This window comes from Maribellus sediminis (genome assembly GCF_011799805.1).
GTDB lineage: Bacteria > Bacteroidota > Bacteroidia > Bacteroidales > Prolixibacteraceae > Draconibacterium > Draconibacterium sediminis_A.
In genome coordinates, this window is sequence record NZ_WXUB01000001.1 from 185,060 (window position 1) to 198,948 (window position 13,889).

Sequence of the window (13,889 nt, forward strand, 5' to 3'; positions counted from 1 at the left end):
ACCAAAAATCAAATTATGTCAAAATCAACTTTCTTCTACCTGTTTCTTCTTCTTATTTTAATGTATTCAGCCGCTTGTCAGCCTGTTGATCCGCAGCGACAGTGGAGTATGTACCGTGGTACTTATGCGTCGGGAATTCTCGATGAAGCTAATTTGCCTCAGAACTGGGACATTGAAACGGGTGAAAATGTTGCCTGGGTTACAGAGATACCGGGTCTGGGTCACTCTTGTCCGATAGTTTGGGGCGACAATGTTTTTGTAACAACGGCGGTCAGCCAAGTGGATAGCGGTGCGATTAAAACCGGAATTTACGGCTCTATTGGGTCGGTACCCGATACTTCGGTTCATCAGTGGAAAGTTTATTGCCTCGACAAAAAAAGTGGTAAGATGAACTGGGAACAAACAGCATGCACGGGAGTTCCCGAACAAAAACGTCACCCGATGTCGTCGCATGCCAATTGCACACCGGCAACCAATGGTGATTATGTGGTCGCATTTTTTGGCTCCGAAGGGCTGTATTGCTACGATATGAAAGGACAGTTGCAGTGGAAGAAGGATTTTGGTGTGCTTAAGTCGAATTTCTTTTTGGTGCCCGATGCGGAATGGGAATTCTCGAGTTCACCGCTTATTCATAAAAATGTGGTTATTATTCAATGCGATGTACACGAAAATTCTTTTGTAGCTGCCTTCGATCTAAAGACCGGAAAAGAACTCTGGAAACAGGAACGCGACGAGTACCCGGGCTGGTGTACACCTAATATTTATTCCGACGGAAGCCGTGATATTGTTGCCGTTAATGGCTACAAACACCGTGGTGGCTATGATTTTGAGACCGGTGAAGAAGTCTGGCGCATGTCGGGTGGCGGCGATATCCCGATACCGACGCCAATAGTTGGAAACGATCTGGTTTATTTTAACAGTGCTCACGGAAAGATATCGCCAATTCTGGCTATCGATAAATCTGCTGAAGGAGATTTAACATTGGCTGAAGATGAAACTTCTAATGAACATGTAAAATGGGCATTGTTGAGGGGAGGCGCTTACATGGGAACCATGTTGCTTTACGGCGATTACCTGTACAATGCGCGTTGGAATGGCCGACTGAGCTGTTACAATGCCTTAACGGGTGAGGAGGTTTATTCCGAGAAAGTGGGGCACGGAAATAGCTATACTTCGTCGCCGGTTGCTGCTGATGGTGTGATTTATATTGTAGACAACGACGGTGTGGTGTACAGTGTTAAGGCCGGTCCGGAATATAAGCTGCTTAGCGAAAATAACCTCAATGAGGTGTGCATGTCGACCCCTGCCATTACCGATTCTTATTTGCTGTTTCGTACATCCCGTCACCTTATTGCAGTTGCAGCAACTAAAAATTAGGCTATCATAAAAAGACTTTAAATTGGCGGTTTCCCGGGGTCTTACTTTTCATTTATCGAAGAATTTGTGCTACTTTCGCCGGTGATTTAGATTTAAAAGCATGTGGGTCAGGGTTTCCCGGATTATTCTTAGGAATAGAATTTTACTTCTTAGTATTTTAGCAGTGATCACCATCTTTTTTGGCTACCATGCCCGAAAGGTGGAAATGTCGTACGAATATGCCTCCTTGCTACCCAAGAAAGACCAGGCCTACAAGGATTACCTGAAATTCGTTGATGTTTTTGGAGAAGAGGGAAATCTCATCATTGTTGGAATAAAAGATACAGCATTTTTCACCCTCGATCATTTTAACCGTTGGGAACGTTTAAGTAACGAATTATCGAAAATTGATGGAGTGGAAAACCTCCTTTCGGTTACCAATACTTATAACCTGGTTAAAGACACCGAAAAAAAACAGTTCAGAGTGGTGAATACCTTTCCCGACACGATTGCGAGTCAGGAAGAACTGGATGAATACACCAAAGAATTCAAGCGGTTGCCTTTTTACCGCGACCTTGTTTACAATCCCGAAACCGATGCCTATGTGCTGGCCATTACGGTGAACAAGGATAAAATGAAAAGCAAGGAACGCGAAGACGTGGTGGCCGATATCCAGAAAGTTTGCAAGGCTTTTGAACTGGATGAGAATGTGAAACTGCATTATTCCGGTCTGCCTTATATCCGGGTGGTGAATTCGGTGAAGATCAAAAAAGAACTGTACATGTTTAGCGCCCTGGCTTTGGCCATTTGTATTGTAGTCCTGTTCTTCTTTTTCAGGTCGTTTAAAGCTGTTTTTGTGCCTGTTCTCATCGTTATTGTTGGCGTGATCTGGGCCATGGGAATGCTTTCCCTGTTCGGTTATAAAATCACCCTGCTTTCAGGTATGATACCGCCGTTGCTGATCGTGATTGGAATTCCGAATAGTATCTATATGCTCAACAAATTTCATCACGAATTTGTGAGCCACGGAAACAAGGTAAAGGCATTGCAACGGGTGATCATAAAAATCGGGAATGCTACTTTCCTAACCAACCTGACGACTGCATCAGGTTTTGCCACTTTTATGATTGTGAAGAGTGATATCCTGCGGCAGTTCGGTATTATTGCTTCGCTGAATATCCTTGGTCTGTTTGTGTTGTCGCTTTTGCTGATACCGATTATTTTTAGTTTAATCGGACCGCCATCGTCGAAACACGTTGGGCATCTCGACAATAAATTTGTATCAGTCATTATTCAAAAACTGATACACATCACGCGCTACCACCGGAAAAAAGTATACATAATTACCATCGTAATTTTGGTTATTGGCCTGTTTGGCATTACCCGTATGAAAAGTTCGGGTTACATGGTGGACGATATTCCCGAAAGCGACCCGGTGTATGTCGATCTGAAATTCTTCGAAAATAACTTTCACGGGCTGATGCCACTTGAAATTATGGTGGATACCAAAAAACCACAGGGGGTAATGCAGCTCACTACATTCCGAAAAATTGAACAGCTGGAAAAACGGCTGGAAGCTTACCCCGAATTATCACGGCCAACATCGCTGCTCGATCTGCTGAAGTTTTCGAAACAAGCATTTTACAACGGCTTCGAACGATACTACAGCCTGCCCAACAACCGTGAAAAAAACTTTATTCTTCAATATGCTCAATCGGGGGAAGAAAATGCGCAACTTCTGCACTCCTTCCTCGACAGCACGCGGCAAACCACCCGAATAAGTATACGTGTAAAAGATGTGGGTACGAAGCGGATGAAGGAATTATACACCGATTTTTACAACGACATTGATTCCGTTTTTACTTCGGATAAATATGATATAACAGTCACCGGATCGAGCATTACGGCGTTTAAAGGTACGCAGTACCTGTTGAAGAACCTGTTTACCAGTTTAGGACTTGCCATATTACTGATCTCGTTGTTTATGGCCTTTATGTTCTCATCCTGGCGAATGGTGATCATGAGTTTAACACCTAATGTTATTCCGCTTGTTATTACTGCGGCGGTAATGGGATATACGGGTATTCCAATAAAGGCTTCCACTATTTTGGTATTCAGTATTGCCTTTGGTATTTCCGTGGATAATACTATCCATTTCCTGGCCAAATACCGGCAGGAACTCAACCATACAAACTGGGATATCCGCGAATCGGTGGTACTGGCGCTAAAAGAAACCGGGGTAAGTATTTTATATACATCGGTGGTGCTGTTTTTTGGATTTGGAATCTTTAGCATCTCCAATTTTGGCGGAACACAGGCTATGGGTATTCTGGTTTCGTTAACGCTGATGGTAGCGGTGACTTCCAACCTTATTTTGTTGCCATCCTTACTATCCGGACTTGAAAGACTGACCACTACCGAAGCATTCAAAGAGCCGTTGTTGCACATTTACGACGAAGAGGAAGACATTGAACTCGACGATCTGGAAATTGCAACCGATGACGAACACAAAAAAGAAAGTTGATGTATACAGTTGAAGAACTTCAAAATCTGGTTGAAAAAGAGGTAAGCAAACGGTCGGCTGATTTGCTGAAGCAGTCGCCGGTGGAGTTGTATCAGCCCATAAAGTATTCGCTTGATATGGGTGGAAAACGTCTGCGGCCGGTATTGCTCTTGTTGGCTTATAACCTGTTTTCAGAAGAAATAGGGAATGCAATGCCTGCTGCCCTGGCAATAGAAGTTTTTCACAACTTTACCTTGTTGCACGACGACATTATGGACAAGGCAGAAGTTCGCAGAAACGAGCCGACTGTTCATATCCGATTTGATGAGAACAGCGCCATCCTTTCTGGCGATGCCATGGCATTTCAGTCGTATAAATACCTTGTGGAATGTAAATCACCACGCTTGATCGAAACCATCGAATTGTTTACCAACACCGCAATTGAAGTTTGCGAAGGCCAGCAGTTCGATATGGATTTCGAAAAACGGCTGGATGTAAAAGAGGAGGAGTACCTCGAAATGATCAGGTTAAAAACTGCTGTTTTGCTGGCTTGTGCTTTAAAAGGCGGCGCTTTGCTGGCCGATGCTGCCCCGGAAATGGCCGACGCACTGTACAGATTTGGCGAAAACCTGGGGCTCGCATTTCAGTTGCAGGACGATCTGCTGGACACATTTGGTGATCAGCAAACTTTCGGAAAAAAGATCGGCGGCGATATTCTGGCGAATAAAAAAACCTTCCTGTTGATTAACGCGCTTGAAAAAGCAAGTGCCGGTAAACGTGAAGAATTACTTGGCTGGATCGAAAAAACTGATTTTGTTCCTGCAGAAAAAATTGGGGCGGTTACGGCTATTTATATTGAAAGTGGTGCAAAAAAATTAGCCGAACAAAAAGTTGACAGTTATTTTAACGAGGCTATCTCAATTCTTGATGATTTGGCACTTCAAGATGTTGTGAAACAGCAGCTTCGGAAATTAGCGCTGAAAATGCTTACCAGAAAGCAATAGCGCGCGAACCGGCCAAACAAATATTCTAATTTTAAAGAAAGCCCGGTTGCTTAAAACCAAAACAATGCTAAATTTGTTAGCTGTTTAAAATTTTAAAGAAATCCCGGAAAAAAACGGTATAAAAATCTAATCCGATATGGCTCAAAACATAGGAAAAATCATTCAGGTTATTGGACCTGTAGTTGATGTTAGTTTTGAAAGAGAAGGAAGCGAACTTCCTGCAATTTACGATGCACTTGAAATCCCGAGAGAAGGTAAGGAAAGCCTGATCATTGAATGTCAGCAGCACGTTGGCGAAAATACCATACGCTGTGTAGCAATGGACTCAACCGATGGCCTGAAAAGAGGTACTGAAGTAACGCCTCTTGGCAGTCCGATCAGAATGCCAAAAGGAGAAATCGCTCTTGGCCGTTTGCTGAACGTGGTAGGCGATTCCATCGATGGTTTGGAGCAGCTGCCAAAAGAAGGCGGAAAAATTCACAACGAACCACCAAAATACGAAGATCTTACAACCGAAACCGAAGTGTTGTACACCGGTATCAAGGTTATCGACCTGATTGAGCCATACGCCAAAGGAGGTAAAATTGGTTTGTTCGGTGGTGCCGGTGTTGGTAAAACCGTGTTAATCCAGGAATTGATCAACAACATTGCTCTTGCACACTCCGGTTTGTCTGTTTTTGCAGGAGTTGGAGAACGTACACGTGAAGGTAACGACTTGCTTCGTGAGATGATTGAAGCCAACATCGTTGATTACGGTGAAGAATTCAAGGAGTCGATGGAAAAAGGTAGTTGGGACCTATCGAAAGTGGATGAAACAAAATTAAAAGAATCGAAACTGGCCATGGTTTTTGGACAGATGAACGAACCTCCCGGTGCTCGTGCCCGTGTAGCACTTTCGGGATTAACCATTGCTGAAAGTTTGCGCGATGGCGACGGAAGTTCCGGTGGTGGTCGCGACATCCTTTTCTTTGTCGATAATATTTTCCGTTTTACACAGGCTGGTTCCGAAGTTTCGGCGCTGCTTGGTCGTATGCCTTCAGCGGTAGGTTACCAGCCGACACTTGCCACCGAAATGGGTGTGATGCAGGAACGAATTACATCAACCAAAAACGGATCGATCACTTCGGTTCAGGCGGTGTATGTGCCTGCCGATGACTTGACTGACCCTGCTCCGGCCACAACTTTTGCTCACCTTGATGCCACAACAGTATTAAGCCGTAAAATTGCTGAGCTGGGTATTTATCCTGCTGTTGACCCGCTTGATTCAAGTTCAAGGATTCTTACACCGGAGGTTGTTGGTGAAGAACATTACAATTGTGCTCAGGACGTGATCATGTTGTTACAGCGCTACACCGAACTGCAGGATATTATTGCAATCCTCGGTATGGACGAACTTTCAGAAGAAGATAAACTGGTTGTTCACCGTGCGCGTCGTGTACAGCGCTTCCTGTCGCAGCCGTTCTTCGTGGCCTCTGCATTTACCGGTCTCGAAGGTAAACTGGTTTCTATCGAAGACACCATTAAAGGTTTCCGTATGATTATGAATGGCGAAGTGGATAGGTATCCTGAATCGGCATTTAACCTGGTTGGAACCATTGAAGAAGCCATTGAGAAAGGCGAAAAAATGTTAGCTGAAAATTAATTCGGAAAGGAAGAACATGTACCTTGAAATTATTACACCCGATAAAAAGGTTTTTGAAGGAGAAGTAAAGTTGATACAGCTTCCCGGAAGTAAAGGAGCCTTCGAAATGCTGAAAAACCATGCCCCGATTATTTCTACCCTTGGAAAAGGAGTAATTAAAATTGAGGATATGGACAGCAAAGAACAGCTGTTCGAGATTGATGGCGGTGTAGTTGAAAATAAGGCCAACAAAATAATTGTACTTGTTGAATCTGTTTGAGAATAAGAATATGCTTATATTTCCCCGTAGAGAATTCTGCGGGGATTTTTATTTTATTATATCCACTCAGCAGTCTGAAATGAAAGAGGCAGAGTTTTAACTAAATCAATGAAGATTAAGTTTTTGGTCATACGTTTTAGTTCTATTGGCGATATTGTACTAACATCGCCGGTGGTACGTGGTCTGAAACAGCAGGTTGAAAACGCCGAAGTTCATTTTCTTACCAAAAAGAAGCACGCTTCGCTGGTCAGCTCAAATCCATACATCGATAAGGTACATTTATTCGATGAAAATATAGCAGACCTGATCACCCAACTGGAAACCGAACACTTTGATTATGTGATAGATCTTCACCAAAACATCAGGAGTAACCGTGTACGCAGACAACTAAAAGCGCCCGCTTTTGCTTTTCAGAAGTTGAATCTGGAGAAGTGGTTGATGGTGAAGTTTAAAGTAAACCGGCTTCCCGATCAGCACATTGTGGAACGCTACATTAAGTCGGTTTCTGTTTTTGATGTAAAAGATGATGGTCAGGGTCTCGATTTCTTTATTCCAGAAAATGAGGAGTTTAAGCAGGAAGAGCTTCCCGAGCTGTTTCAGAAAGGTTACGTTGCTTTTGTAATTGCCGGAACTTATTTCACCAAAAAACTACCGGCTGATAAAGTTTCCCAAATCTGCCAGCAAATTCCGTATCCTGTAATTCTGCTTGGCGGTAAAGCTGAGCAGGAGGAAGGCGAGAAAATACTGTCGGAATCAAAAGGAAATGTCCTGAATTACGCGGGTAAAATTAGCCTGAACCAATCTGCGTCGCTTGTTCGCGATGCGCGCGTAGTGCTTACTAACGATACCGGATTAATGCACATTGCAGCGGCGTTTAAAAAGAAGATTCTCTCTTTCTGGGGAAATACTGTACCTCAATTCGGCATGACTCCGTTCCAGGCAGATCCCGCATCAACAGAGCTGGAAGAAAAGGATTTGAAATGTCGCCCGTGCTCAAAACTGGGCTACCAGAAATGCCCCAAAAAACATTTCCGTTGTATGAATGACATCAATTTAGCGCAGGTTGTTAATTGGATCAATGAAAACTACTAAAGCGTAGCAAATGCTTTCTTCAGTCTTTCCAAAGCTTCTTCCAGAACACTTTTCGGGCAACCAACATTAACACGTAACCAACCCTCGCCGCCGGTTCCAAAGCGGCCGCCATCGTTTAGTGCCAGTTTTGCTTCTTCAATGGTGAATTTCATCAGTTCATCGTTTTTCATGCCATAGGCCGAAAAGTCGAGCCAAACCAGGTAAGTTGCCTCCGGTTTCATCACTTTTACCTTTGGCAGATGCTTATTAATGAAATCTTCCAGAGTTTTATAATTCTTCCATAAATAGTCAAGCAGTTGTTCGAGCCATTCGTCGCCGTGTGTATAAGCGGCTTCCATGGCGATTGTTCCAAAAATATTGCCCATTCCCAGGTGTCCGACTCCCATGGTTCGTTCGTATCGTGCAAACTTTGTTTTGTCGGGAATAATTACCAGCGACGAGGATAAGCCGGCTACATTAAAGGTTTTGCTTGGCGCCATCGAAATCATGCAGTTATTGGCAACTTCCTCTGAAATACTGGCTAACGGAATATGCCGGTTGCCTTTGAAAATAAGGTCGGAATGAATTTCGTCCGATATGATCATGATCTTATTTTCGAGACAAATGTCGGTGAGAGCAACCAGTTCCTCACGTGTCCAGGCCATTCCTCCCGGATTTTGAGGATTGCTCAGCAGCAGCAGTTTGGTGTTTTCGTCGATTTTCGATTTCAGATTCTCCAGGTCGAAAGTGTAGCGTCCGTTCTCCAGTTTCAGCGGATTTTCAATCATTTTTCGTTTCGTTCCCTTTACGCAGTCGAAAAACGGGAAATACACGGGCGGCATTACAACAACTCCGTCACCGGGTTTCGAAAACGTTTCAATTCCCAGGGTAAGTCCGGCAACTACTCCGGGGCTAAAACTTATCCATTCTTTTTTGATGTCCCAGTTGTGGCGACGCTTCATCCAGTTAATGATCGATTGAAAATACGAATCCGGGCGAAAAGTATAGCCCAGCACTTCATGTTCGGCGCGTATACGAATGGCATTCATAATAAAATCGGGAGTGCGGAAATCCATATCGGCCACCCAGAGCGGCAACAGATCATCGGCTTTAAAGTACATTCCCATGCCGTCGTGCTTCAAACAGTTGGTTCCTGTCCGGTCTATTTTTTCGTCGAAGTTGTATTTCATGACTGGTATTTGTTTCGAGGTTTCGAAGATAATCGAAATCTTTTCCTGTAAAAAATTTATCCTGCGTTTTGCTTTTTTCCACTTATTCGATAGCCTACACCAAATAGCAAAGCTTCAGCCCGGAATAGTGGAATGGCGCGGATAAGAACGATTGCGAAGAAATCGTTGAAGTATATTTTCGATCCAACCTTATAGTAGGCGCGTGAGCTGTAATAATCTGTATTGCCAAAATAGAATCCATAAGCCGCAAAAAAGTTTGTTCGGCCAAACAGAAATTCGGTTTGCAGGTTAGGGCCAAATCGATAACTAAGATCATCGGTTCCGGTGTAATTAAAATTTTGTCTGGCATACTGCGTTGCAGCACCGTCGCGAATAAAATCCATACCCACCCCCAGTTTATTGATCATGCTAATTTGCCGCGAATAATTTAGCGACAGTGTGAAAAATGTAAAGCGCTGATCGTAATTGTTAACTTCCTTCGTTCCTAAAACAGTATACAGCCAGTATTCATTTGTTCTATAAGGTTCTCGTGGTTCTTTTGGCACCGTATACTTTTCAATGGGTTTTTCAAATTGTGTACCTATCGAAAATTGATGGTTTATGCTGTTAATGCCAAGATTTGGGGATTTTACAAGTCCGTTAGAGAAATGATTGAGGCCATATGAATATTCAATAAAAACAGGGTGCAAACGTATTTTTGAATAAAACTGTGTTTCAGCTGCGATATTCAAATGCGAGCTAACGGCTGTATTTAATGGATTCGTATCCTTGTCATATATTTTATTCAGATAAGCCAGGCCAATTTTGCCTCTGAATCCCACATCGAAAACCCGACGCTGTTTTAAAAATGAGAATTGCATGAACGTGGTTAACGAATGAGCATGACCCAAAACTTCGGGATAGTTATATGATTTATACTTATAAGTAAATCCATAATTAGGGTAGTTGTAATATCTTTTCCATTGTGCTCCCAGTTTATTTTTCGTGGTGTATGTAAACGAGAAACCATCAACACGGTTGGCTGAAATGGGTTCGATTAGAGGTGAATGAACCAGGATTGAACCAAAGGAATAGGAGATGTCGATGCTTTCCTGTGCATGAGCAGCAAACTGGTTTGTCGAGAAAGCAATGATTGATAGTGGTAATAGCCTATATATAAATTCTTTAATCCTCATTGAGGTCTTCTGTATGTGCAGCAATAAGTTAAAGCTTTTTTGTTTTCGAAATACATTAATGCAAAAATGACCTTTAGTCTTTTTGTGTCGCGAACTTAAAAATAGAGTTTAGTGTCTTTGCATGTGCAAATAGGCGGAAATAAGGTCTGGAAGATGAAGGTTAGCATTAAAACTGTTGTAATATTCAGACATACAGTATTTTAGGTGGAATTAGTGTTCGATGCTGTGTTATTTTGATGAAAGTATATAAAATTAATTTAATATACAGATGCGTATAATGGCATGATATTTGATGTTACATAATGTAAAAATAACAAAAAGCCTGTATATAAAGCGAATTAGAGTTCTTCTATCACCCATATACAAATCCTATGTTAAGCTTATATTTAATCTTTCAAAACAAAACACATGTTGTGCAGCATTTATGTTGAAAAACATATATGTTTGTATCGTCATTCATGTTAAACACTAAAATTGAATGGTTATGAAAACAATTAAATTTTTATCTACAGTATTGGCGGTATCAATTGTAGCAATTGCAACCGCGGTTGAAAAACCCAAAATGAATGTGGTCCCCTTAAGTTCGGACAGAGCGGTGGTTTCGATCCAAAACGACAGACCTGCCGTGTTCGAATTGAGCATTGTAGCTAACAACGGTGATTTGGTTTATTACAAGCAAAGCGCCAAGCCATTGAATACTTATCAGAAAGTTTACGATTTCAAAGAGTTGGAAAATGGCAATTACACGCTTACGCTTAAAGTTAATGACACCAGGTTGTCGAAAGAGTTTGAAGTAGCATCTTCAGGAATTTATGTAGGCGAGTCAAAACTTCGTTTCGATCCTTACTTCGCATTTGCTGATGATGTGTTGAAACTTTCTTTCCTGAACTTCGATGGTGAAAGTTATTCTTTAAACATTTACGACGAAAATGGTTTGGTTTACAAATCAAGATTAGGAAAAGATTTCAACATGGTAAATGGTTACGACCTGTCAGCTTTGGCAAAAGGTAATTACGATGTTGTACTGAGCTCAGCGAATAATGAATTTACTTATAGTATAGTAAAATAGATTAGAAAATGTTATTGGTTTAAACGGGCCGGAAATCAAATCGATTTTCGGCTTTTTTTTGTCTGTATTTTTTGAATTGGAATTTCAGCTTTATGTTTCCTAAAGTTACGAGCCGATATGTTTTATCGGTTTTTCTTTTTTTCCACTTATCCCGGTAATTATCAATAGGATTAAAAAAGAAAAGGCTGCCCAACTGACAGCCTTTTTAACCTAAACCAACTAAACCTAATAAACCACAAGCACACCAGAAAGGCGTGCCCGGTTAATCTTAAATATCTTTATAACCTATTTAACGCTTTCTTATGCGTCAAAGATAGGATTTTTTTTTGCGATAAGAAATTGGTACAGAAATTAAGCGCTTTACTTTAAATAAATGTTGTATTGATTAAATTTGTAATTCATATTACAAATTGATCTATGAAAGCACAATTCTTATCAACGGTATTGTTTTTACTGATATTTTCAGCCTTAAACGCTCAGCCCAAATACGAATTCAGAGGCACCTGGGTGGCCACTGTGGTAAACATCGACTGGCCAACAAAGCCAGGTTTAAACAGTGAAACACAGAAGAAGGAAGCCATTCAGATTATTGAGACACAAAAGGATCTGGGAATGAATGCCATTATTCTGCAGATCCGTCCGGCTGCCGATGCTTTTTATGCCTCGCATCTCGAGCCCTGGTCGCGTTACCTGAGTGGAAGTCAGGGAACAGCACCCGATCCCTATTACGATCCGTTGAATTTTTGGATTGAAGAATGCCACAAGCGGGGAATGGAATTGCATGCCTGGCTAAATCCTTATCGTGTGGCTCAAAATGCTGAGGATCCGCTTGCTGCAACTCACATCGCTTTTCAACACCCCGAGTGGATATTAAAATATGGAAACAAATTGTATTTCGATCCGGGAATTCCGGAAGTGAGAACCTTTATCGCTAAAGTTGTAAGCGACATCGTTCGACGCTATGATCTGGATGCCATTCATATGGATGATTATTTTTATCCTTATCCGCTGTCAGAACCATTTCCGGATACGACTTCGTTTTTCATGTATAACCGAGGTTTTAAGCCCGAGCATCTGGCTGACTGGCGCCGCGAGAATGTCGACATAACCATCAAAATGCTGAATGATTCGATTAAGGCAACCAAGCCCTGGGTAAAATTCGGGATCAGTCCGTTTGGCGTGTGGCGCAACATTGCTGACGATCCGAATGGCTCTGAAACTACAGCCGGTGCAACCAACTACGATCATTTGTATGCCGACATTGTCAAATGGCAAAAAGAAGGCTGGATTGACTATTGCCTGCCGCAATTGTATTGGTTCATTGGTCATCCGGCGGCCGATTTTGAAGTGCTGGTCAACTGGTGGAAAAAACATACCTACGGACGTTCGATGTATATCGGTCTGGCTCCTTACCGCATTGATGCTGAATCGCAAACACCTGAATGGCGCGATCCGGCGCAAGTTCCAACCCAGATCAGGTTATTACGGTCGACACCGGGAATGGATGGCGAAGCCTTTTACAGCAGCAAACACTTTAACCGCGATTTGCTGGGTTTTCAGGACAGTCTGAAAACCGATTTATTTAGAAAACCTGCACTGGTCCCGCCAATGCCCTGGCTCGACAATACTCCACCTCAGCCAATTTCGGAACTCAAAAAACGCGGACGTAAATTTTCCTGGGATACTAAAGAGGCAAGCAAGGAGTTGGACAAGGCCTGGCAATATGTGATTTATTTGAATGAACTGGATGAAGCTTTCGATCCCGGAAGTGCGAAATTTATTTACGCTGTACAAAAGGGAAAAGAAATAAAGCTGGAGCGAATTAACAAAAAGCGAAAGGAATACGAAGTCAGAATATCGGTACTCGACCGTTTGAATAACGAAAGCAAAATAAGTATACCCGTACAAATTAAGCTGTAGGCTAACCCGGAGCAAGAACAGAGAACGGGTACCAGGGAAGGATTCTGAAGATCCAGAATACTATTACCACGGTGAAAATCACCCAGGGCGTGTATTTCATGTAAAACAGGTTGGGCAGTTTCCAGTTGAATACCTTGTTCAATATAGAATGCGCATAATGATAAACGATTAGCAGGGCAGCCGGTAAAAACAGGAAATTGTAGCTAATAACACCGGCAATGTCTAAATGTAAAAGGCTGTGTAAAGCCCGTTGCGAACCACAGCCCGGACAATAAGCTCCGGTGAGTGAATGGAACATGCATTTAGGGAAAATCTCGTGTTTATTCGGATCGAGTACAAAAAAAACAACTGCTACTCCCACAATCAGGAGTAGCAGTATAATGTTCAGAATTTTCTTCATGTATTAAAAATCGAGTGCATCGAGCGATAAGCCGGCAATAACACCAAATACTGAAAGCATGAACACAACAATCAGAATGGCAAATGCACTGGCAAATCCTATCCAGGCCCATAATTTAGCATTTTTACTTGCATTAATTGCGCCTTCGTAATCGCCTGCATTCCATTTCGAATTTACCTGGGCAGCAAAAACAATGGAAACAATTCCCAAAATCTGGCAACAGAAAATGGTAACCAGTATGGCAAAAACAAGATAATTTGGAGGCGGCGATTGAGGCTTTGTGATTTGTTCAGTCATAAT

Annotated in this window: 12 protein-coding genes; 8 read left to right on the top strand and 4 right to left on the bottom strand. The window is 42.2% G+C overall.

Annotated elements, in window-relative coordinates; genetic code table 11:
- Positions 1 to 15 precede the first annotated feature (15 nt).
- The 6 genes from HFD85_RS00705 to HFD85_RS00730 all read left to right on the top strand — a co-directional run bounded on the left by HFD85_RS00705 (position 16) and on the right by HFD85_RS00730 (position 7,856).
- Positions 16 to 1,377, top strand: coding sequence for an outer membrane protein assembly factor BamB family protein (locus tag HFD85_RS00705; protein ID WP_167604685.1), 1,362 nt, complete (start codon positions 16 to 18; stop codon positions 1,375 to 1,377).
- Between the two features lie 163 nt (positions 1,378 to 1,540).
- Complete coding sequence (locus HFD85_RS00710) at positions 1,541 to 3,880, top strand: efflux RND transporter permease subunit (RefSeq protein WP_240924994.1); 2,340 nt, start codon at positions 1,541 to 1,543, stop codon at positions 3,878 to 3,880.
- Entirely contained in the window at positions 3,880 to 4,863 is a 984-nt protein-coding gene (locus HFD85_RS00715) for a polyprenyl synthetase family protein (RefSeq protein ID WP_167604687.1), read from the top strand. The genes HFD85_RS00710 and HFD85_RS00715 overlap by 1 nt, the downstream gene beginning before the upstream one ends.
- Before the next feature lie 136 nt (positions 4,864 to 4,999).
- Positions 5,000 to 6,505, top strand: coding sequence for a F0F1 ATP synthase subunit beta (gene atpD / locus HFD85_RS00720; protein ID WP_167604688.1), 1,506 nt, complete (start codon positions 5,000 to 5,002; stop codon positions 6,503 to 6,505).
- 16 nt (positions 6,506 to 6,521) lie between these two features.
- The gene (gene atpC / locus HFD85_RS00725; RefSeq protein ID WP_167604689.1) at positions 6,522 to 6,764 is read left to right on the top strand and encodes an ATP synthase F1 subunit epsilon; all 243 of its coding nucleotides are present in this window, start codon (positions 6,522 to 6,524) and stop codon (positions 6,762 to 6,764) included.
- Between the two features lie 108 nt (positions 6,765 to 6,872).
- Positions 6,873 to 7,856, top strand: a complete 984-nt coding sequence (locus tag HFD85_RS00730) for a glycosyltransferase family 9 protein (protein WP_167604690.1) — start codon at positions 6,873 to 6,875, stop codon at positions 7,854 to 7,856.
- Here the strand turns inward: HFD85_RS00730 and HFD85_RS00735 are convergent.
- Positions 7,853 to 9,025, bottom strand: a complete 1,173-nt coding sequence (locus HFD85_RS00735; protein ID WP_167604691.1) for a MalY/PatB family protein — start codon at positions 9,023 to 9,025, stop codon at positions 7,853 to 7,855. The two genes, HFD85_RS00730 and HFD85_RS00735, sit on opposite strands and share 4 nt — an antisense overlap.
- Before the next feature lie 56 nt (positions 9,026 to 9,081).
- On the bottom strand, positions 9,082 to 10,200 hold the full coding sequence (locus HFD85_RS00740; RefSeq protein WP_167604692.1) for an acyloxyacyl hydrolase: 1,119 nt from the start codon (positions 10,198 to 10,200) through the stop codon (positions 9,082 to 9,084).
- A gap of 484 nt (positions 10,201 to 10,684) precedes the next feature.
- Between HFD85_RS00740 and HFD85_RS00745 the strand changes: the two genes are divergently transcribed.
- On the top strand, positions 10,685 to 11,269 hold the full coding sequence (locus HFD85_RS00745; protein WP_167604693.1) for a T9SS type A sorting domain-containing protein: 585 nt from the start codon (positions 10,685 to 10,687) through the stop codon (positions 11,267 to 11,269).
- A gap of 417 nt (positions 11,270 to 11,686) precedes the next feature.
- Complete coding sequence (locus HFD85_RS00750) at positions 11,687 to 13,189, top strand: glycoside hydrolase family 10-like protein (RefSeq protein ID WP_167604694.1); 1,503 nt, start codon at positions 11,687 to 11,689, stop codon at positions 13,187 to 13,189.
- 1 nt (position 13,190) lies between these two features.
- Here the strand turns inward: HFD85_RS00750 and HFD85_RS00755 are convergent, their stop codons facing one another.
- Both HFD85_RS00755 and HFD85_RS00760 read right to left on the bottom strand, forming a co-directional pair.
- Positions 13,191 to 13,589 (bottom strand): DUF2752 domain-containing protein, encoded by a 399-nt coding sequence (locus HFD85_RS00755; RefSeq protein WP_167604695.1) that lies wholly within the window; start codon positions 13,587 to 13,589, stop codon positions 13,191 to 13,193.
- Positions 13,590 to 13,592: 3 nt separating this feature from the next.
- Positions 13,593 to 13,886: a CD225/dispanin family protein gene (locus tag HFD85_RS00760; RefSeq protein ID WP_167604696.1), complete on the bottom strand. Its 294-nt coding sequence runs from the start codon at positions 13,884 to 13,886 to the stop codon at positions 13,593 to 13,595.
- Positions 13,887 to 13,889: the final 3 nt, after the last annotated feature.

Coding starts and splice junctions, on each gene's coding strand:
- HFD85_RS00715 (WP_167604687.1), top strand. CDS start 3,880: ATGTATACAGTTGAAGAACTTCAAAATCTGGTTGAAAAAGAGGTAAGC.
- HFD85_RS00755 (WP_167604695.1), bottom strand. CDS start 13,589: ATGAAGAAAATTCTGAACATTATACTGCTACTCCTGATTGTGGGAGTA.
- HFD85_RS00745 (WP_167604693.1), top strand. CDS start 10,685: ATGAAAACAATTAAATTTTTATCTACAGTATTGGCGGTATCAATTGTA.
- HFD85_RS00740 (WP_167604692.1), bottom strand. CDS start 10,200: ATGAGGATTAAAGAATTTATATATAGGCTATTACCACTATCAATCATT.
- HFD85_RS00750 (WP_167604694.1), top strand. CDS start 11,687: ATGAAAGCACAATTCTTATCAACGGTATTGTTTTTACTGATATTTTCA.
- HFD85_RS00735 (WP_167604691.1), bottom strand. CDS start 9,025: ATGAAATACAACTTCGACGAAAAAATAGACCGGACAGGAACCAACTGT.
- HFD85_RS00760 (WP_167604696.1), bottom strand. CDS start 13,886: ATGACTGAACAAATCACAAAGCCTCAATCGCCGCCTCCAAATTATCTT.
- atpD (WP_167604688.1), top strand. CDS start 5,000: ATGGCTCAAAACATAGGAAAAATCATTCAGGTTATTGGACCTGTAGTT.
- HFD85_RS00730 (WP_167604690.1), top strand. CDS start 6,873: ATGAAGATTAAGTTTTTGGTCATACGTTTTAGTTCTATTGGCGATATT.
- HFD85_RS00705 (WP_167604685.1), top strand. CDS start 16: ATGTCAAAATCAACTTTCTTCTACCTGTTTCTTCTTCTTATTTTAATG.
- atpC (WP_167604689.1), top strand. CDS start 6,522: ATGTACCTTGAAATTATTACACCCGATAAAAAGGTTTTTGAAGGAGAA.